This window comes from Methylobacterium aquaticum (genome assembly GCF_016804325.1).
In the GTDB taxonomy this organism is placed as follows: Bacteria; Pseudomonadota; Alphaproteobacteria; order Rhizobiales; family Beijerinckiaceae; genus Methylobacterium; species Methylobacterium aquaticum_C.
Map to the genome: position 1 here is coordinate 6592905 of NZ_CP043627.1, position 19424 is coordinate 6612328.

Consider the following 19424-nt stretch of genomic DNA (forward strand, 5'->3'; position numbering starts at 1 on the left):
TTTCCGGAAGCGTGGTTCCCCTCTCCCGCCCCGCATCCGCGGGGCACCCTCCCCCGCAGAGGGGGGAGGGTACAGATGCGTCGCGCCCGTCAGTGCGCGCTCCCCGTTGCGACGAACTTGAACAGGAACACCCCGGCGATCACCCACACCACCGGCTTCACCTCCCGGAACCGCCCGGTGAGCAGCTTGATCACCGCGTAGGTGATGAAGCCGAAGGCGACGCCGTTGGCGATCGAGTAGGTGAAGGGCATCAGCAGCGCCGTCACGCAGGCCGGCAGCACCTCGGTCAGGTCGTCCCAGTCGAGATCGACCAGTTCGTGCAGCATCAGGCAGGCGACGTAGAACAGGGCCGGCGCCGTGGCGTAGGCCGGAACCGAGCCGGCGAGCGGCGCGAAGAACAGGCAGGCGAGGAACAGGACCGCCACCGTGGCGGCGGTGAGGCCGGTGCGGCCGCCCTCCTCGACGCCGGACGCGCTCTCGAGGTAGGCGGTGGTGCTCGACGTGCCCAGCAGCGAGCCGACGAAGATCGAGGACGAATCCGCCATCAGCGCCTTGTCGAGGCGCTCCATCTTGCCCTCGGTCAGCAGCCCCGCCCGGTTGGCGACACCCATCAGCGTGCCGGTGGCATCGAACAATTCGACGAGGAAGAACACCAGGATCACGTTGAGGAGACCGCCCGACAGGGCGCCCTTGATGTCGAGGGCAAACAGGGTCGGGGCGATCGAGGGCGGCAGCGAGGCGACGCCCTGGAAGGTGTTGTCGGCGACGATGAAGCTCAACGCCGTGACGGTGAGGATGCCGGCGAGCAGCGCGCCGCGGACCTTGCGCACCGAGAGCACCGCGACGATCAGGAAGCCCAGCACCGCCAGCACCGTGCTCGGCTTGTGCAGGTCGCCCAGCGTCACGAAGGTCGCCGGGCTCGCCGTCACCACCCCGGCACTTTTGAGTGCGATGATCGCCAGGAAAAGCCCGATGCCGACCGTGATGGCGATGCGCATCGAGCGGGGGATGCCCTCGACGATGATCCGTCGCAACCCCGTCAGCGTGACGACCATGAAGCACAGGCCGGAGATGAACACCGCGCCCAAAGCCGCCTGCCAGGTGTAGCCCATCTGGAGCACCACCACGTAGGCGAAGTAGGCGTTGAGCCCCATGCCCGGCGCCAGCGCGATCGGGTAGTTGGCGTAGAAAGCCATCACCAGCGAGCCGATCGCCGCGACGAGGCAGGTGGCGACGAACACCGCCCCCTTGGGCATCCCGGCATCGCCCAGGATGTTGGGATTGACGAAGACGATGTAGGCCATCGTCAGGAAGGTGGTCAGCCCGGCCAGCATCTCGGTGCGCACGGTCGTGCCGTGGGCCGAGAGCGCGAAGGTGCGCTCCAGAAATCCGTTGGGCCGGGTCAGGCCGTCGTCGCGCTTCAGGTCCATCGCTCCTCCTCAGCGCTCTGGCTGATCTGTCGGTAGATCCGGTCGGGCGCGAAGGGCGTCGCGGTCAGCCGCGCGCCGGTCGCGTCCCGGATGGCGTTCCCCAAGGCCGCCGCGACGGGGTTGAACGGGCTCTCGCTCATCGACTTGGCGCCGAGCGGCCCGACCGCGTCGTGGGTGGCGGCAAAGATCACCTCGGTGCGGGGCACGTCGGCGATGGCCGGGATGTGGTAGGTGCGGAAGGACGGGGTCGCGACCCGGCCATCGCCGTCGATCCGGAGATCCTCGTAGAGCGCGGCGCCGAGCGCCTGGGCGACGCCGCCCTCGATCTGGCCGCGGCACTGAACCGGGTTCATCACCCGGCCCGCATCGGCGGCGTGGACGCTCCGCAGGATGCGCAGCTCACCCGTCCCCGGATGCACCGCGACCTGGAAGCCCTGGACGTTGAACGCCACCGAGCGCGGGCTGCCGTCGGCCTGCCCCACGGCCTCGGCGGGGCCGAGCTCCGCGAGCGCCACCCGGGCGTCGGCGGCCGTGACCGCGTCGCCGTCGAGGCGGCAGGCGGCGGGATCGAGCCCGAGCCGGGCAGCCGCGCGGTCGCGCAGGATCGCGGCCAGGCTCTCCGCGGCCCGTAACGTGGCCTGGCCCGCCACCACGATGCCGGTGCTGCCATAGGCGCCGGTATCGTGCCCGACCGCGTCGGTGTCGCCCTGGCGGAGGGCGATGCGGTCCGGGGTGGTTTCTAAGACTTCCGCGGCGATCTGGCCGTGCACCGTCGAGGTGCCGTTGCCGAACTCCACCGTGCCGACGCGCAGGGCGTAGAGCCCGTCTTCCCCGAGCGCGATCCGGGCCTCGGCGAAGTGGCCCCGCGGCGGGATGGTGTCGATCATCGAGAGCGCCATGCCCGAGCCCGTGCGCCAGCCCGGCGGGGCGGGGGGAGGGGCTCGGCCAGGGCGACGGCCACCGCGTCGAGGCACTGGTCGAGGCCGTAGCTGCCGTACCGGACGTCGTGCGGCTCCAGGCTCGTCGAGACCATCGGGTCGCCGGGGCGGACCACGTTGCGCCGCCGCAACTCGAACGGGTCGAGGTCGAGCGCCCGGGCGAGCTCGTCCATGGCGGATTCGACCGCGAAGATGGTCTGGCTCAGGCCGTAGCCGCGAAACGCGCCGGCTGGCAGGGTGTGGGTGTGGACGGCGTAGCCGTCGATCCGCTTGTTGGCGCAGCGATAGACCGCGATCACCTCGTTGCAGCCGTGATGCAGCACGCCGCCGGCATGGTTGCCGTAGGCGCCGGTATTTGACAGGACCTGAAGGTCGATCGCCGTCAGGGTGCCATCGCGGCGGGCGCCGAGGCGCACCCGCACCCGCATCGGGTGGCGGGTGGTGGTGGCGGTGAACTGCTCGGTGCGGGTCAGTTCCCAGCGCACCGGCCGGCCGGTGGCGAGCACGGCGAGCGCCACCAGGTCCTCGGTCAGCATCTCCTGCTTGCCTCCGAAGCCGCCGCCGACCCGGCCGCACTCGACCCGAACCCCATCGCGCGGGAGATCGAACAGGGCGCAGAGGGCGTCGCGGGTGAGGAACGGCACCTGGGTGCTGGAGCGGATGACGAGGCGCCCGTCGGGATCGCGCCAGCCGATCGCCGCATGGGTCTCGAGATGGGCGTGCTGGATCCGCTGCGAGCGGTAGGTGCCCTCGTGCACCACGTCCGCCGCGGCGAGGCCGGCCGTGACATCGCCGATCTCGCCATGCGCCTCGGCGGCGAGGTTGGGATGGGGATGGAGCGGCGGCGCGTCCTCGCCCGTCGGCCGCACGCCGTGGACGAGCGGCGCGTCGGGAGCGAGCGCCCGCTCGGGATCGAGGCAGGCCGGCAGCACCTCGTACTCGACGATCAGGGCGCGGCAGCCGGCCTCCGCCGCCGCCTCGCTCTCGGCGACCACCGCCGCGACGCGCTGGCCGACGAAGCGCATCACCGAATCGAGCACCCGCGTGTCGCTGGCATCGTCGGCGGGGTTCTGGTGCCGGGCGGTGGAGAACAGCCGGTCCGGCGCATCCGCATGGGTCAGCACCCGCACCACCCCGGGCAGGGCGAGCGCGGCCGTCGCGTCGATGCGCAGCACGCGCGCATGGGCGTGGGGCGAGCGCAGAACCTTGAGGTGCAGGCTGCCGGCAACGGTGAGGTCGAGGGTGTAGCGCGCCCGGCCGCTGACGATGGCGGCGCTGGCGGGGGCCGGCGGGCTGTGCTCGCAGGGCGCCGGGCGGAACGCTGGAACCTGGCCGTCGATGCCCGCGATCGCGTCGGCGATGTTGTCGGTGGCGTCGGCGATGTTGTCGATCGCGTCAGCGATCGACCGGTAGCCGGTGCAACGGCAGAGATTGCCCTTCAGCGCCGCCGGCAGGTCGCGCCGCTGGCCCTGGTCGAGGGCGGCCGCCGTCATCACCATCCCGGAGGTGCAGAAGCCGCACTGGAAGCCTTGCGCGGCGACGAAGGCTGCCTGGACCGGGTGGAGGCTGTCGGGCACGCCGTCCCCCGGCGCGCAGGGGCCGGCCAGCCCCTCGATCGTGGTGATGCTGCGGTTCGCCGCCCGGAAGGCCGGTACCAGGCAGGCATGTAGCGGCTCGCCGTCGACATGCACCGTGCAGGCGCCGCAATCACCCGTATCGCAGCCCTTCTTGACCCCGAACCAGCCGAGTTCGCGCAGGAAGGTGCGCAGGCACTGCCCGGCCCGGGGTGCGGCCTCCTGGACCGTTCCGTTGACCGTCAGCCTCATGCTCGCCGGTTTCATGCGCCGCCTCCCGCGAGTTCGGCCCGGGCCTCCTCGGCCAGGAGCCCGGTGACGTGGCGGCGCCAGTCCGGCGCCCCGTGGACGTCGTCGTACCAGAGATCGTCGGGGATCGCGGCGGCGAGCGCCGCCGCCAGCTCCCCGGCCTCCGGCAGGTGGGCGACGTCGATCCGCACCGGGCGCCGGGTCGCGGCCGTCACCGTGAGGGCGAAGGCGCCCGAGGCGTCCAGGGTGGCGATGGTCAGTGCGCCGGAGCGGCCGTTGGGGCTGAGAGACAGGCGCCGGAAGGCGGCGCGTCGCTTGAGCGCCGCCGCCGGCAGGGCGATCTCCCGCAGGATCTCGCCGGGCGCGAGCGCCGTCGCCTGCGGCCCCGTCACGAGGTCGCGGACGCTCAAGGTCCTCTCGCCGCCCTCCGGCGTCCAGATCAGGGCGGTGCCGTCGAGGGCGACCGCCAGCGCGATCATCGGTCCGGCGGGGAGCGCCAGGCAGACGTTGCCGCCGACGGTCGCGGCGTTCCAGATCTTGAACGAGCCGAGGAGCGCCCGGCAGCACCGCCCGATCAGGGGTGCTGCGGCGTAAGCGGCCGGCAGCTCGATCCGGTCGAGGGCCGCGATGGTGCAGGTCGCGGCGATCGCGAGGCCCCGCTCCGTCAGGGCGTAGGCCTCCCAGCCGAGGGAGGGCAGGTCGACCAGCCGGCTCACCCCCTCCTGCGGCTCCGAGAACAGCCAGGTCCCGCCGGCGAGCCAGGCATCGCCCGGGCGCCAGGCCGGCAGGGCGGCGCGGCTGCGGGGCGCCACCACCTCCGTGATGCTGTCGAGATCCATGAGCGTTCTCGCGCGCCTCCCGCCTGCGCCCCCCGGACGGGGCCGCCGCTATCGTAAGGCAAGATCGCGTCCAATGCGGCAGGGCTCGTGCGGGCCGGGCGGCCTACGCCGTGCCGCCGAGCGGAGCGTCCAGCCCCGGCCCGCCGCCCCCGTGAATTCATAACAATTGCTGTGAGCGTATTAACCTTCTGTTAGATTCTCGATTGACTTTAGTAAGTCGTTAACGCCCTTATCGCGCATCGCGGGACGATGAGCAGGCCGCCATCATGCCGAAGCTAGAAAAGTTTATTTCCGGCTTTACGTTGGGACGCGAGACAGGGGTGAAGGACATGCAATCGGCCTATCCCAGCGACGCCGGCATCATCGAAGCCGCGCCGCTGCCGTTCGACATGGCATCGACACGAAAGAAAGTTCGGAACGGCGCGACGTCAACCAGGTCGCTCAATCCCGAGTTGATCATCAAGTCGTTCAATACCTGGGCATTCAAGCGCGAACAGCCCGGCAATCCCGAGCGGCTGGTGCCTGCGGTCGAGGCGGCGATGCGGGCCGGGCGGCCGCTCGAATTCGTGCTGTACTGGGGCAAGGGCCCGCGGGCCGAAATCGCCGCGCCGGATCTCGCCTGCCTCGATTATCTCGGCCAGCTCGCCGAGCGGGTGCGCCAGGCCTATGCGCCGGGGGCGGTCTTCCGGCTGATCTTCACCGACACCCATGCGGCGCTGAACGGACACCCGGCCGCGGCGGCGGATGCCTATTTCGGCGCCATCGATGCCGCGGCGCAAGCCCGCGGCTTCGCCAGCACCCGGCTCAGCGACGTCGTCGCCTTCGCCCGCGAGATCGGGGCGGACACCCCCGAGGAGGAGCCCTCCGGCGCGATCCTGGCGAGCCTGATCGCCTGCGCGGCCAAGTGGTATCGCGGCGAGGGCTCCACCGAGCAGGGCGCCCTCGACTACCACCGCATGAACATGGTCGAGAAGCGCGCCGTGGCGGCGGCCTTCCCCGAGGCGGTGTTCGTCACCTTCAACGGCAGCGAGTTCCGCGACCTGTTCCCGGCGACCATGCCGATCTTCTACATGTACTCCCTGCGCCGCGGCGTCGGGGTGAAGCCCTGGTTCATCGTCCCCGAGCCGGATTCCGGGCCGGCCGCCTGATCCGCCTGCCCCGGAGACACGCCATGCAGAGCGCCACGCGCGCGTCGGCCGTGGATGCGCGGCCGGCCGAGGCCGCCCGCCCGGCCGACAACGTCCCCCGCGGCATCGCGCTGATGATCGGCGCGACCGTGCTGCTGACCCTGTCGAACGCCTTCTCGAAGCACCTCGTCGCCCATTACCCGGTCGGCGAGGTGATGTTCCTGCGCTCCTCGATCGCCTTCGGCCTGGTCTGCGCGTTCCTGCTGCCGGCGACGGGGCTCGGGGTGTTCCGCACCAAGCGGCCCGGGGCCCATCTCGGCCGCGGGCTGTCGCAGGCGATCTCCCAGACGCTGACGGTGCTGGCGCTCGGCCTGATGCCGCTCGCCGGCGTCACGGCGATCGGCTTCTCGGCGCCGCTCTTTGCCGCCGTGGTGGCGATCCTCTGGCACAAGGAGGCGTCGGACCCGGTGCGCTGGGGCGTGCTGCTGGTGGGCTTCCTCGGCGTGCTGGTGGTGACCAATCCGGGCGCCGATTCACTCCAGGTCGGGGCGTTGTTCGCGCTCGGCAACGCCGTGATGTACGGCACCGTCACGGTGGCGGTGCGCGGCATGGCCAAGACCGAGAAGGCCTCGACCCTGCTGATCTGGCAGATGGCCGTGATGGCGGCGGCGCATTCGCTGCTGCTGGTCTTCGGCTTCCGCTGGCCCACCGGGGCGGATGCCGTCCTGTTCGGGTTGCTCGGCGCCTCGAATGTCGGGGCGCAGTATCTCTGGACCCGGGCACTCGCCTCGGCGCCGGCCACCGCGGTGTCGCCGTTCTACTACCTGATGCTGGTCTGGGGCATGGGCTTGGGCTACCTCGCCTTCGGCGAGGTCCCGAATGCGCACCTCGTCGTCGGCGGCGTGATCGTGGTGGCGGCCGGCGCCCTGCTCCTGTGGCACGAGACCGTGATGCGGCGGGGGCACGCGGCGCGGATGCCGGCCTGGGTCGAGGCCTGGATGCGCGGGCGCGAGAGCGGGCCGGTGCGGCTGTCCCGCCCCGAGGTCCATCGGCTGCACAGGCCGGTGGCGCTCGGGCTGTCGCGGGATTTCGCGGGGTGAGGAAGGGGTCCGCCCCCGGGGCGGAACCCCACGGTTTGGCCGTGCGAAGGGCCGTCGAGGCTGGAAAGGAGCCTTTCGCGCGGTGAGGCTGATTGGGTTTTCTCACGCCGCCCGAGCGAGATCGCCTTCGATCGCGGCCAGCACCCGCTCCAGCGCGGCGAAACAGGTCGGGTCGAATGCGGTGCCGAGATCCGCGCGCATGAGACCCAGCGCCTTCTCCAGCGGCATGGCCGCCCGGTAGGGCCGGTCGGCAGTCAGGGCGTCGAAGACGTCGGCGACCGAGACGATGCGGGTCTCGGGGGCGATCTCGTCGCCCGTCAGCCCGCGCGGATAGCCCTTGCCGTCCAGCCGCTCGTGATGTCCGCCGCCGATAGAGGCCATCTCGTGGAACACCGGGACCCGGGCCAGAATGGTCTCGGACAGAGCCGCGTGGTTGCGCATGTCCTGCCACTCCGCCTCGTCCAGCTTGCCGTTCTTGTCGAGGATGGCGTTCGAGACCCCGAGCTTGCCGACGTCGTGCAGGAGGGCGGCCCGCTTCAACCAGCGGCGACGCTCCGGCGTGTAGCCGAGTTCGGCCGCGATCATGTCGGAATAGACCGCGACACGCTCGGAATGGCCGGAGGTGAAGGGGCTCTTGGCATCGATGATCTGTGCGAAGGCGCGGGCGATGTCATCGAGATAGTCCTCGTCGACGACGATCGGGCTGACCGGCGCCAACGCGAGCACCGCCGCCTCGACCTCCTCCGAGGCCAGCGTCTCCCAGAAGCCCGGTTCGGTGGCGACCCTCTCGAAGCAGGCGACGACCTCGGGATCGAACCACGTGCCCGAGCGACCGCGCATCTCGGCCATTGCCGCGGCGGGGCCGGCTGCGGTGTGGAACACGTCGACCACTTGGGCGAGGAGGGCGATGCGGGCGTAGAGCGGGATGGCCGGTCCCGCGAGACGGTCCGGCCGGCCGGCACCGTTCCAGTGCTCGTCCAGGGCGTGAATGGCCTCGCAGACGCTGGCCGGAAAACGGAGCTGGCGGGCGATCTGCGCCCCGCGCTGGCAACGGGTCTGGATGAGGTCGTCGACGATCGCCCCACCGTTCTGCAGGATGTTGAGCACGGCTCGGAACCGTTCGGCCAAGCCCGCCTTCAACCCGGTATGGGAGAAGACGAAGCCGAGCACCTTGGGCAGGCTGTCGCTGACCGTCTTGAAGTCGCGCTTGAAGCTGAGATCGTCGGACAGATACAGTTCGCAGATGCGCGCGGCGTTGCTGGAGCAGCCCAGATCCTTCAGCATGACCGTGTGGTAGAGTTCCCACAGCTGCAGGTCCGGCAGGCCCATCTTCCGGCCGATATGGAAGCCGATCCAGGTCGCGCGGACGCAATGACCGACCGGCTGACCTTCCGTCAGGTCGAGCGCATGGCTGAGCGCCCCGAGAACGTCGGCGAGCTGAACGGTCCTCGCCCGCTCGTCATCACCTGAGACAACCCGCATCACCGCCGTCCAGCCTCCCATCGCAGCGGGGAGAAACTGCCTGCGGAACCTGAGCAAAGTGTTGTGTGCCGTTGCGGCCGAATGCAGCATGGCGGTCGCGTTCGAGCATGGCGCCGGTGCCGAGGGCCTGAATCCGGCGAGCTCCCGCGACGCCGTCGAACGCGGTGGCGATGGTCGCCGCGGCCGTTCAGGGTCGGCCCCCGTCACGAGGGGTTCCATCCGCCGCCGACGGTCGCGCGCAGCCCTTCGCAGGGTCAAGTCGATCGGGTCTCGACCCGACTATCGACCGGCTGCGTGCGCAAGCCTTCGCCGCACGACCGCGGCAACAGCACGACGAGCTTATGATCCGGCCGGCTCGCCGGAACGAAGGTGACCTGTTCGTAGCGCGAGGTTCCATCCTGCGGGTGATCGAACGTCCGCAGACCCCCTTCCCGCGCCAGAACCGCATGATCGTTCCAGAACGTCGCGAACTCGGCGCTGCGCCCGCGCAGATCGCGGACGAGGTCGTCCATCGCGGGATCGTCCGGGTTGTGGCCGGTATCGGCCCGGAACTCGGCGAGGAGGCGGCGGGCGCGGTCCTCCCAATCGTGGATGAAGCGGCGCGCCGCCGCGTGCAGGAACACGAAGCGCAAAAGGCAGGGCTCGCCGCTGTCGAGCCAGGGGGCGAACAGGCGCCCGGCGGCCGCGTTCCAGCCGCGGGCCTGCCACAGCCGGTCGAGGAGGTAGACCGGCGCCGACAGGGCGTGAAGCGTGTCGAGCAGCTCGGGCGGCGCGGCATCCGGCACCCGCGTCGCGGGCGCGGCGGGGTCGCGCCGCCGCGTCAGCTCGAACAGGTAGGCGCGCTCCGCCGGGCTGAGGCGCAACGCCTCCGCCAGCCGGGCGAGGGCGGGTGCCGACAGGGCGATGTCCCGTCCCTGCTCGACCCAGCTGTACCAGGTCGTGCTGAGCCCGCTGAGCTGCGCCACCTCCTCGCGCCGCAGGCCGGGCGTGCGCCGGCGGCCGGTCGGCAGCCCGATCGCCGCAGGGGCCAGCGCCTCGCGGCGGGCGCGCAGGAAGGCGCCGAGGCGACGGCGCTGGTCGACGGGCAGGGTCATGCGGGTGGCGGATATACCAGGATATCCGGCCAACTTGTACCAGCATGACGACGGGATCAGGGTGATGGCGCCACAGCGGAGCACCCCCATGACAACGCAGCACGCCTTCGTCGCCCAGGAATATGGCGTTCGGGCCTCGGACTACGTCACCAGCGCGGTCCACAGTGCCGGGGCCGACCTCGATCAGGTCGAGGAGATCGTCCGCGGCGCGCGCACCGCCCGGGTGCTCGACCTGGGCTGCGGCGGCGGCCATGTCGGCTACCGGGTGGCGCCCCACGTCGCCGAGGTGGTCGCCTGCGACATCACCCAGGCCATGCTCGACGCCGTCGCCGCCACGGCGGCGGAGCGCGGCCTGGCCAACCTCACCGTCCGGCAGGCGGCGGCGGAGGCGCTGCCGTTCGCGGCCGCGTCGTTCGACCTCGTCCTGTGCCGCTTCAGCGCCCATCACTGGCAGGATCTGGAGGCCGGCTTGCGGGAGGCGCGCCGCGTCCTCAAGCCCGGCGGCCGGGCCGTCCTCATCGATACGGTCGCGCCGGCCGACCGCGTCCTCGACAGCCACCTGCAGGCGATCGAGCTCCTGCGCGACGCCTCGCATGTCCGCAACGCCACCACGGCCGAGCTGGTCTCGGCCCTGGCGCGCGCGGGCCTGGCGGTCGAGGGCGTCACGATGCGGCGGCTGCGGATGGAGTTTCCGGCCTGGACGGCCCGGACCCGGACACCCGCACTCCACGCCGAGGCGATCCGTTCGCTCCAGGAGCGGGCGCCCGACATCGTCAGGGCGCATTTCGCGATCGGCCCGGACGGGAGCTTCGACCTCGACGCGGCGACCCTGGTGACGGTCGCCGCGTGAGCCGATCGCGCCGCAAGGGTCGTCACGCCAGGGTCGTCACGCCAGGGTCGTCACGCCGCCAGCGTCTTGGCCTTCTGGTTCTCGGGGCACCAGCGGCCGATCAGCGTGCGCACCTCCGCGGCGGGCACCGGGCGGCTGAACAGGTAGCCCTGGACCTCGTCGCAGCCGAGCAGCGCCAGGACCCGCTGCTGGTCGGCGGTCTCGATGCCCTCGGCGGTGGTGCGCATGCCGAGCACCCGGGCGATGTCGATGACGGCGCGGACGATCGCGGCGTTCTGCGCACCGGTGCCGAGCCCGGTGACGAAGCTGCGGTCGATCTTGATGCGGTCGAAGGGGAAGCTCCTCAGGTAGTTGAGCGAGGAGTAGCCGGTGCCGAAATCGTCCATCGCCACGTGCAGGCCCAGCGCCTTCAGGTCGCGCAGGATGGCGAGCGTCGCCTCGCCGCTGTCGAGCAGCATCTGCTCGGTGATCTCGAGCTCGAGGCGGTGGGCCGGCAGGCCGGTCCGCCCCAGCACCCCGCGCACCATCCCGACGAGGTCCGGCCCCGAGAACTGCACCGGCGACAGGTTGACGGCGATTTTCAGCCGCTCGGGCCAGGTCCCGGCCTGCCGGCAGGCCTCCTCGAGGGCCCACTCGCCCAGCGCGTGGATCAGGCCGCATTCCTCGGCGATCGCGATGAACAGCGAGGGCGGCACGTTGCCCCGCTCCGGGTGTCGCCAGCGCGCCAGCGCCTCGAACCCGGCGATCTCGCCGGTCCTGAGGATGACGGAGGGCTGGTAGTGCAGCTCCAGCTCGCCCCGCTCGATCGCCCGGCGCAGGTCGGCCTCGATCTGGCGCCGCTCCTCCAGCCCCTCGCTCATCTGCCGGTCGTAGAACCGGAAGGTGCCGCGCTTGCCTCCCTTCACGGCGTAGAGCGCGAGGTCGGCGGCGATCAGGAGGTCGTCGGCGGAGGTGCCGTCCGCGGGCCCGACCGCGATGCCGATGCTGACGCTGGAGCGGATCTGGTGGCTGCCGATCTCGAAGGGCGGCAGCACCGCCTCGGCGATGCGCCGGGCCAGGGCCTCGATCGCGTCCCGGTCGCCAGCGGCGGGCACCAGCAGGGCGAATTCGTCGCCGCCGAGGCGGGCCAGGAGCTGGCCGGGCACCAGCACCGCCGAGAGCCGCTCGCCCACCGCCTGGAGCAGGTGATCGCCGACCTTGTGGCCGAGGGTGTCGTTGACGATCTTGAAGCGGTCGAGGTCGAGGAACAGAACCGCATAGGTCGCCTCCGGCGTCGCCCGCGCCGCCTCCGCCATCGCCTCGAGGGAGGCGCGGAACACCCGGCGGTTCGGCAGGTCGGTCAGGGGATCGAGGGAGGCCAGCCGCACCACCCGGGCCTCGGCCTCGGAGCGCTTGGCCTCGATGCGCAGCAGCTTCTCGACCGCGATCCCGACCAGCAGCGTCAGCAGGGCCGCCATCACGGCATCCATCCGCAGGGTGGCGCGGGAATCCTTGTAGATCTCGCTCTCCGGCACGCTCACGCTGACCCAGAGGGGGTGCTCGCGGACCTTGCGGATCGTCACCAGCCGGCTCTCGGCCCCGTCCGGCATGTCGAGGGTGAAGGTGCCCGACCGGCCGGACTGGATCTTCCGGTAGGTCTCGGTCCGGGTCAGGTCGGCCCCGACCCCGAAGCCGCCGCCGACGCCGCCGCTGGAGCGCACCACCCCGTCGCTGCCGATGAGCGAGATCGAGGCCGGGGTGCCGAGGTCGATCTTGTCGTAGAACCGGGTCAGGTGGCTCGGGTTGAGCGAGGCCACCACCACGCCGCCGAACTCCCCGTCCGGCCCGCGGAAGCGGCGGCTGATCTGCACCGAGACCCGGCCGCTCGCCCGCCCGATCACCGGACGGCTGATGTAGAGCACATCGTCGGTGCTCTCGAGGTGGATCCGGAAATGGTCGCGGTCGCTGAGGTCGGTCGCCGGCGCCGGCTGCGGGCCGGCATTGGTCGCCCGCATGATCCCGTCGGGCCCGATGATCGCCACCTGCACGATGATCTCGCTCAGGAGATCGGTCGTGTTGACGATCGTCGCGTAATCCTCCTTGCCCGCGCGGCTCTCGATGCTGCGGCGCATGTAGAGCAGCGACTTGTCGATCTCGCCGATCGAGCGCAGCACGTTCTCCTCGAACACCATCGCGAAATTGTGCGTGGTGCGCTCGGAATCCTGCAACGCGGTCCTGACGTCGTTCTCGTGCTTGGCCGCCACGCCGACCCACAGCATCGCCACCACGATCAGGCCGAAGATCACCGGCCCGCGGCGCTCTGCCAGGAATCTGGGAAATTGCTTGAGGTGCAGGGCCATCCCGGCTCGTCCAGCGGCTTCGATCCCGGTCACTATATCGCCCGAAAAGTTATCGTTATCTAAATCGCGGAGCGCGATTACCATTCTTCTGCGCGCTATCGCAATGGTATAGCTGAAATGACCGTCGCCCCAACTGATAAGTTGTTTGCCGATTTGCCCCGATTTCTGATGGTATAGGCTGAATTCTATAGCAGCCTACGAGCGTGACGAAGGCTGCGCCGACACGTCGACGTGCCGGCAGACCGGGTCCGGCGCAAGACCATATGGGAAGCCACAACCTGGGGTAGTTCAGGTTGCATTTTGCGCGTCGCGGCGCCGGCCCGATCCCGGCATTTTCGGGACAGCCAAACTCTACACGTCACTCGGTTAACGTAGTCGATCGCGCTCGAGTCCATCATTCCGGCGGCCCAAGCGCCGCCGATGAACCGCGATGCGGCCGCATCGCGTGCATCCGCGGTCTTCGCGAACGCCGCCGCGAGATGAGCCAGCGTATTCGCTGGACTTCGAAACGGTGTGCCCGTGAAACGGGGGCGCCCGGCGGTCCCCGACCGAACGGATCCGGCAGAAGCGAGGTCGCGTCGTCGTCCGCCCGGTATTGGACGCGGAATCTCTTGCTTTCACGCGCCGCGGGCAGCGGGAAAGAGCTGTCTGCTCACGGGCGGCGCAGGCGGCGCCAGCCGAGGACCGCGCCGCTGCCCGCGATCACCAGGCCGAGCGCGCTGAGGGCGACGATCGCCGTCAGCCGCAGGGTCGGGTGTTGCGCCAGCGGGCCGGCATCGAGGGTGTGGAGGGCGTCGAACAGCCAGCGATTGGCTCGCCCGCTGCGGTCGGTCCGCCCCAGGATCGTCCCGGTGGCGGGATCGATGTGGAACCAGGTTCCGGCCGGATCGTCGAAGGCGAGCCGCAGGACCGGCAGGGGCGGGGCGCCGTGGCGGTCGTACCAGTAGGCATCCGGCGCCTCGAGCCGGGTCACCGACCGGGGCGGCGTCCCCGGCTGCATCGCGCGAGCGGCCGCCACGATCGTGTCGGGGGTAAGGTCCGTGCCGCAGCACGGGGCTGCGCCGCCGGGGCCGGTGGCGACGACGAGGGGTTTTCCGCCGATCCAGGCGAAATCGATCTCGCGCGTGCCGGCGGGTGCCCGCGCGAGGTCGTCGAGGCCGGTCGGGAAGACGGGGGCGGTCTGCCCGGCATAGCCCGCCCGCATGGCGGCGTCGGGCATCCGCGGCCCGAACCAGCCGCGCGGGTTCATCGACAGCCAGCCGCTGAGCAGGAAGGTGACGACGACGAGGCCGCCCGCCACGCCGGCGAGGTGATGCCAGGCGGCCCAGCCGCGATACGGCGTGAGCCGGCCGCGCATCAGCCGGACGAAGCCCAGGGCGTAGCCGGTGACGGCGCCGGCGAGAGCGGCGCCGGAGACCCACAGCACCACGTCCTGCCACAGACCCGCCCGGGCGCGCAGCGGCGTGACGTAGATCCAGTGGATCAGGGCGCCGGCCCAGTTCCACACCCGCTCGGTCCGGGTCGTGTCGAGAACGAGCTCGCCCGTGGCGACCGACAGGTAGAGCTCGGTCCCGGCCGCATCGCCCAGAGCCACGACCCGGAACGGCCGCAGCGGATCGAAGCGCGCCGTCACGGTCCACCGGTCGCGGGTGACGGGGCCGAGATCGGTCGCGTGGCGCGCCGCCGGATGGGTGGCGGCGAGCGCCGCGGCGCTCGTCCCGTCGAGCGGCGGGACGGTCTCCCCGGTCACCGCCGATAGCGCCTGGCGGCGCCCGTCGGCGTGCGTGATCCAGTAGGTGGGCTCGGATCCCCGCATCGCCAGGGCGAGGCGGGCGGGAAACTGCGCGCTGCCCGACCGCTCCAGCGCGCCTTGCGGCGTCAGCCGCACGGCCTCAAGGGTGAGCGGGGCCAAGGCCGCGACCCGCTCCGCCGCGGTGAGGCCGGGAAAGCCGACGGTCAGCATCACCAGCCCGGAGACGAACCAGGCGACGACGAAGAGCCCCGTCGCGATGCCGAGCCAGCGATGGCCGAGATGCAGCCATCGCTTCAGGCGCTTGACGAGCCCCTTCATCAGAACGTGACGTGATAGGCGAGCTCGACCGAGCGCGGGCGGCCGAGCAGCCAGGAATTGACGTTGCCCCGCACCGCGTAGATCTGGTCGGTGAGGTTGTAGCCGCGCAGCGACAGGCGCGAGGTCGGCGTCACCTGCCAGTCCAGGCTGGCATTCAGGAGCGTGTAGCCGGGCCGCTTCACCGTGTTGGCGAAGTCGCTGAACACCGGCCCGACATCGTTGATCCCGAGCCGCGCCATCCAGCCCGATGCGAAGGCGTAGGAGAGCCAGACGTTCGTCACGCGCTGGGGCACGTCGACCGGGACCTTGCCGGCGAACGACACCAGGCCGGCATCGGTGTTCTGCGCGAAGGCATCGTAGCGGGCCCGCAGCAGGGCGGTGTTGGCCTCGATGCGCCAGGCGTCCGACAGCTGGTAGGCGAAGGCGACCTCGACGCCGCGGGAGGACTGGCTGCCGACCGGGGCCACCTGCGTCGGCCGGTCGGGGACCGGGCTCAGCAGGTTGTCCTTGCGGATGTGGTAGGCGGCGAAGGTCCACTCGCCGCGCCCGCCGTCGAACAGGCCCTTGGCGCCGGCCTCGACCTGCTCGCCGGTGGCGAGCTGGAACTGCGCCTGCGCCACGCTGGTGGTGATCAGGTTGCTCAGGGGATCGGCGGCGGTGGCGTACTGGGCATAGAGGGCGAGGTCGGGCGTCGGGTTGTAGACGGCGCCGACGCGGGTGCTCACCGAGTCGAAGGTCTTCTCGAAGGCGGCGCCCGCGAGCGGCCGGTTCACCGCCACCCGGGGCACGTCGTAGCGCACGCCCGTCACCAGGGCGAATTGCGGCGTCAGCTCCAGCCGGTTCTCGGCGAAGACCGAGGCCTGGCGGGTGCGCGAGACGATGTCGGTGCGGGTGCCCGCGACGTTGATGAAGCGGCCCTGGGCGAAGTTGTACGGATCGACGACGCTCTCGCCGTCGAACGGCGCGTTGCTGTCGCGGCTGAAATCGATGTGGTTGACGTCGAAGCCCACGACCGTCGCCGTCTTGAACCCGAACAGGCTGCCGCGGACCGTCGCGTCGAGGCGGTTGCCGATCTGCTCCTCGTGGTGGAGGATCTCGATGTAGTCGCTGCGCCGGATCAGGCCGGTCGCGGGCTGGTAGGCGTATTGCTCGACGTCGCGCCAATGCCGCTCGGTCGAGAGGCGGTAGGCGGTGTTGCGGATCGTGATGTCCGGGGTGGGGTTCCACTCGGCGCGCAGCTGCGTCCAGTTGTCGAACCAGGCGATCTGCGAATCCTGGATGTTGTAGTTGGTGAAGCGCAGCCGGTCGGGCACCCGGCCGCCGATCAGCGGCGAGCCCCAGTAGCGGGTCGGCTCGTTGTAGCCGAGGTCGTGCGAGAGCGTGACGCTCAGATCGGGCGCCGCCCGCCAGGTCACCGCGGCGGAGAGGGCGAGATTGCGGAAGTCGCCGTCGGGCTTGACCCAGCCGTCGGCCCGGTTGCCGCTGAGGTTGAACCGGTAGGCCAGGTTCTCGCCGACCGGCCCGCCGGTGTCGAGGGCGAGCCGCGCCAGGCCGTCCGAGCCGATCGCCGCCCGCGCCTCGCCGATCGGGGAAAAGACCGGCTTCTTCGGCACCACGTTGATGATGCCGCCGATCGCGCCCTCGCCGTAGAGCACCGAGGCGGGGCCGCGCAGGACCTCGATCCGCTCCGCCGACCAGGTGTCGAACGGGAAGGTGACGGTGCCGACCCCGACATAGAGCCGGGTGCCGTCATAGAGCTGCTGCACCGAGCCCGGCCCGACGAAGCCGCGGCTGGCAAACGACAGGTTGCCGTTGCCCGGCCCGGCGACGCTGGAGATGCCGACGGCGTTCTGGGTCACCGCCTCCTCGACGGTGTTCTGGCCCCGGGCCCGGATGGTCTCGCCGGAGATGACGTCGAGGCTCCCCGGGGTCTCGAACGGGGTGAGGCCGAGGCGGGACCCGGAGCGCGACGGCGTCGCGAGGTTGAGGCCGGGCGCGGCCTCCTCCCGGGTGCGGGCACCCGCGACATCGATGCGCTCGAGGCCGATCTCCTCGGAGGAGGCCGGTGCGGCGGCAAGCAGGATCGTGGTGGCGAGGGCGGTGGAGCGGCGAGCGCGTTGCGCGGGCATGAAGGAGTCCAGGGCAGGCTGTCGTCCCGTCCGTAGCCGTTCCCGCCAAAAATGTAACGTTATAAAGTTACATTTGAACAATCCCGGGCGAGCCGCGGGAGGCGTCGAGCGCATCCGGTCGGCGGGGCGGACGGAGAGGGCGGCGGGCATGGCGGGACGGCGCGAGGCTGTGGCACGTCACCGCGAACGACAGCGGGGCGACGGCTCCTCGCCATTCGCCTCGACACCCATCAGGACACCCCGCCCGACGTGCTCGCGTGTGACCACGGCTGACGGCAGGTCTCCTGGCTTACGGGTCAACGCCTGCCATCGTCTTCCCAGGGACCTTTGAGGGTCCCCAGTGACATGAGTGATGGAAGGCTCGCCGCTTACAGTTGCGGGGGCAGCCGCGGCCTCGGGCTCGTCGCCCTCACCGCGTTCCCTTTTGATCCCCGAGGGGAACCGTCGGGCGCAAGCTTAGCCGTTCGGTTACCGAGGAGCAATGGTGTTCGGGAGGTTGCCCGCGGGTGCGATGCGGATTTCGCCTGATCTGTTCCGAGACCAGTCGGGCGCGGGATCCCCTCTCCCGTGTGGGAGAGGGGTAGGGGTGAGGGTGGCGCGTTTCCGTGTAAAGCTCAGGCCATCGTGCGGGCGGCTCAATCGCTCAGTTCTTTTCTGAACCGTCGCCACCCTCACCCCCGGCCCCTCTCCCACACGGGAGAGGGGAGCGCGTCTTACCTTTCTTCAACGGATCAAGCGGAAATCGTTCACTTTTCTGCAGTCTGCCAGAAGCGCCGTTCGCGTCGTCGCGATCCGGACCAGCATGTCTCGTCTGGCAGGCCCGCACCGTGGCATGCACCCCGCCGCCTGTCCCACCCGCAGACTTGACGCCCTAAAATATTAGTGCACCAATGGACGAAAGTACGGAGCGATCCGTACCCGATCAAGGGCCGGCAGAGCCCGCGCGCAGCAAGACGGGGGAAACATGACGATCACACGCCGCAAGGCGGTCGCGGGGCTCGTGGCCGGGGCGGGGCTCGTCCTCGGCGGTCGCGCCCGGGCCGATCTGGCCCTGCCGAAATCGCCCGTGGTCGTCACGGTGGTCGACGTGGCGGGCAACCTGGCGCTGACCCAGAAGGCGATCGAGGCCTATCGCCGGGCAAAGCCCGGCATCGTCTCGCGCTTCGCCTTCACCAAGGCGCCGGCGCCGGAACTGCCCTCGAAGCTCAAGGCGCAGCAGGCCGCCGGCCGGGTCGACATCGACCTCGTGCTCACCGGGACCGACGGCATCGCCGCCGGCATCGAGCAGAAGCTGTGGGTCGATCTCAAGCCCTATGCCGGCCAGCTGCCGAAGCCCGCCGACATCTACCAGCCCGCCGCGCTCCGGCTGAACGGCCTGGCGCAGGGCCAGGGCCTGTGCGTCGCCTGGTATCCCTCGGGCCCGCTGATCGAGTACATGCCCGAGCGGGTGAAGACGGTGCCGACGACGGCGGACGAGCTTCTGGCCTGGGCGCGCCAGAACAAGGGCAAGTTCATGTATGCCCGGCCGGCCAATTCCGGTCCCGGCCGCACCTGGATCATGGGCCTGCCCTACATCCTCGGCGACGCGAACCCGACCGACCCGGACAAGGGCTGGGACAAGACCTGGGAGTACCTGAAGGCGATCGGCGAGACGGTCGACTACTACCCGGGCGGCACCTCGCAGACGATGAAGGAGCTCGGCGAGGGCAGCCGCGACATCGTGGTCTCGACCACCGGCTGGGACATCAATCCCCGGGTGCTCGGCGTGGTGCCGGCCGAGGCCAAGGTCGGGGCGCTCAAGAATTTCAGGTGGGTGGCGGACGCCCATTACATGGCGGTGCCGAAGGGCGTGCCCGAGGAGAAGCTGGCGGTCATCCTCGACCTGATGGCCTTCCTGCTCCAGCCGGCGCAGCAGGCCTATACCTACGACGAGGGCTACTTCTATCCCGGCCCGGCCGTGAAGGGCGTCACCCTCGACATGGCGCCGCCGGAGAGCCGCGCGGCGCTCAAGGAATTCGGTCGGCCGGAATACGACAAGATGATCGCCGACCACCCGATCGAGATGCCCCTCGACGCCGACAAGATGGTGGTGGCCTTCCGCCGCTGGGACGAGCAGGTCGGTTCCGGCAAGAAGCGGTGAGCCGCGTCCGATACACGACGGCGTCCGGCCCTATCCCACCCGCAACCTCATCCTCAGGTGTC

Annotated in this window: 11 protein-coding genes, 1 pseudogene and 1 riboswitch; of the genes and pseudogenes, 4 read left to right on the forward strand and 8 right to left on the reverse strand. The window is 70.7% G+C overall.

Going from position 1 to position 19424, the window contains the following annotated elements:
- Positions 1 to 89: 89 nt before the first annotated feature.
- The 3 genes and pseudogenes from F1D61_RS30495 to F1D61_RS30505 all read right to left on the reverse strand — a co-directional run bounded on the left by F1D61_RS30495 (position 90) and on the right by F1D61_RS30505 (position 5030).
- Entirely contained in the window at positions 90 to 1430 is a 1341-nt protein-coding gene (locus F1D61_RS30495; protein ID WP_203155664.1) for an NCS2 family permease, read from the reverse strand.
- Positions 1421 to 4194: pseudogene (locus F1D61_RS30500) on the reverse strand (molybdopterin-dependent oxidoreductase). Before F1D61_RS30500 ends, F1D61_RS30495 begins: the two are co-directional and overlap by 10 nt.
- 11 nt (positions 4195 to 4205) lie before the next feature.
- Positions 4206 to 5030: an FAD binding domain-containing protein gene (locus tag F1D61_RS30505; RefSeq protein WP_203155665.1), complete on the reverse strand. Its 825-nt coding sequence runs from the start codon at positions 5028 to 5030 to the stop codon at positions 4206 to 4208.
- Between the two features lie 320 nt (positions 5031 to 5350).
- On the opposite strand from F1D61_RS30505, the gene F1D61_RS30510 reads away from it, so the two are divergent.
- Together F1D61_RS30510 and F1D61_RS30515 are read left to right on the forward strand one after the other, a co-directional pair.
- Entirely contained in the window at positions 5351 to 6178 is an 828-nt protein-coding gene (locus F1D61_RS30510; protein WP_203155666.1) for a hypothetical protein, read from the forward strand.
- A 23-nt stretch (positions 6179 to 6201) separates the two neighbouring features.
- Positions 6202 to 7257, forward strand: a complete 1056-nt coding sequence (locus tag F1D61_RS30515; protein WP_203155667.1) for a DMT family transporter — start codon at positions 6202 to 6204, stop codon at positions 7255 to 7257.
- A 102-nt stretch (positions 7258 to 7359) separates the two neighbouring features.
- Here F1D61_RS30515 and F1D61_RS30520 read toward each other — a convergent pair whose 3' ends face one another.
- Positions 7360 to 8739 (reverse strand): HD-GYP domain-containing protein, encoded by a 1380-nt coding sequence (locus F1D61_RS30520; RefSeq protein ID WP_203159350.1) that lies wholly within the window; start codon positions 8737 to 8739, stop codon positions 7360 to 7362.
- 254 nt (positions 8740 to 8993) lie between these two features.
- Positions 8994 to 9833 (reverse strand): helix-turn-helix transcriptional regulator, encoded by an 840-nt coding sequence (locus F1D61_RS30525; RefSeq protein WP_203155668.1) that lies wholly within the window; start codon positions 9831 to 9833, stop codon positions 8994 to 8996.
- A gap of 88 nt (positions 9834 to 9921) precedes the next feature.
- Between F1D61_RS30525 and F1D61_RS30530 the strand changes: the two genes are divergently transcribed.
- Entirely contained in the window at positions 9922 to 10683 is a 762-nt protein-coding gene (locus F1D61_RS30530; protein WP_203155669.1) for a class I SAM-dependent methyltransferase, read from the forward strand.
- Between the two features lie 50 nt (positions 10684 to 10733).
- Here the strand turns inward: F1D61_RS30530 and F1D61_RS30535 are convergent, their stop codons facing one another.
- The 3 genes from F1D61_RS30535 to F1D61_RS30545 form a co-directional block, all read right to left on the reverse strand.
- On the reverse strand, positions 10734 to 13022 hold the full coding sequence (locus tag F1D61_RS30535; RefSeq protein ID WP_203155670.1) for a putative bifunctional diguanylate cyclase/phosphodiesterase: 2289 nt from the start codon (positions 13020 to 13022) through the stop codon (positions 10734 to 10736).
- A gap of 652 nt (positions 13023 to 13674) precedes the next feature.
- Positions 13675 to 15093 carry a PepSY domain-containing protein gene (locus F1D61_RS30540; RefSeq protein WP_203155671.1) on the reverse strand — a complete coding sequence of 473 codons (1419 nt, stop codon included), beginning with the start codon at positions 15091 to 15093 and terminating at the stop codon, positions 13675 to 13677.
- Positions 15093 to 17222 carry a TonB-dependent receptor gene (locus F1D61_RS30545; protein WP_203155672.1) on the reverse strand — a complete coding sequence of 710 codons (2130 nt, stop codon included), beginning with the start codon at positions 17220 to 17222 and terminating at the stop codon, positions 15093 to 15095. The genes F1D61_RS30540 and F1D61_RS30545 overlap by 1 nt, the downstream gene beginning before the upstream one ends.
- A gap of 257 nt (positions 17223 to 17479) precedes the next feature.
- A riboswitch (cobalamin riboswitch) is annotated at positions 17480 to 17683 on the reverse strand.
- 503 nt (positions 17684 to 18186) lie between these two features.
- Here F1D61_RS30545 and F1D61_RS30550 point away from each other — a divergent pair.
- On the forward strand, positions 18187 to 19362 hold the full coding sequence (locus F1D61_RS30550; protein WP_203155673.1) for an ABC transporter substrate-binding protein: 1176 nt from the start codon (positions 18187 to 18189) through the stop codon (positions 19360 to 19362).
- The last annotated feature ends 62 nt before the right edge of the window (positions 19363 to 19424 follow it).

Excerpts from the sequence above, each read along its gene's own strand:
- F1D61_RS30545 (WP_203155672.1), bottom strand. The coding sequence starts at position 17,222 with ATGCCCGCGCAACGCGCTCGCCGCTCCACCGCCCTCGCCACCACGATC.
- F1D61_RS30525 (WP_203155668.1), bottom strand. The coding sequence starts at position 9,833 with ATGACCCTGCCCGTCGACCAGCGCCGTCGCCTCGGCGCCTTCCTGCGC.
- F1D61_RS30520 (WP_203159350.1), bottom strand. The coding sequence starts at position 8,739 with ATGCGGGTTGTCTCAGGTGATGACGAGCGGGCGAGGACCGTTCAGCTC.
- F1D61_RS30505 (WP_203155665.1), bottom strand. The coding sequence starts at position 5,030 with ATGGATCTCGACAGCATCACGGAGGTGGTGGCGCCCCGCAGCCGCGCC.
- F1D61_RS30535 (WP_203155670.1), bottom strand. The coding sequence starts at position 13,022 with ATGGCCCTGCACCTCAAGCAATTTCCCAGATTCCTGGCAGAGCGCCGC.
- F1D61_RS30540 (WP_203155671.1), bottom strand. The coding sequence starts at position 15,093 with ATGAAGGGGCTCGTCAAGCGCCTGAAGCGATGGCTGCATCTCGGCCAT.
- F1D61_RS30515 (WP_203155667.1), top strand. The coding sequence starts at position 6,202 with ATGCAGAGCGCCACGCGCGCGTCGGCCGTGGATGCGCGGCCGGCCGAG.
- F1D61_RS30550 (WP_203155673.1), top strand. The coding sequence starts at position 18,187 with ATGACGATCACACGCCGCAAGGCGGTCGCGGGGCTCGTGGCCGGGGCG.
- F1D61_RS30495 (WP_203155664.1), bottom strand. The coding sequence starts at position 1,430 with ATGGACCTGAAGCGCGACGACGGCCTGACCCGGCCCAACGGATTTCTG.
- F1D61_RS30530 (WP_203155669.1), top strand. The coding sequence starts at position 9,922 with ATGACAACGCAGCACGCCTTCGTCGCCCAGGAATATGGCGTTCGGGCC.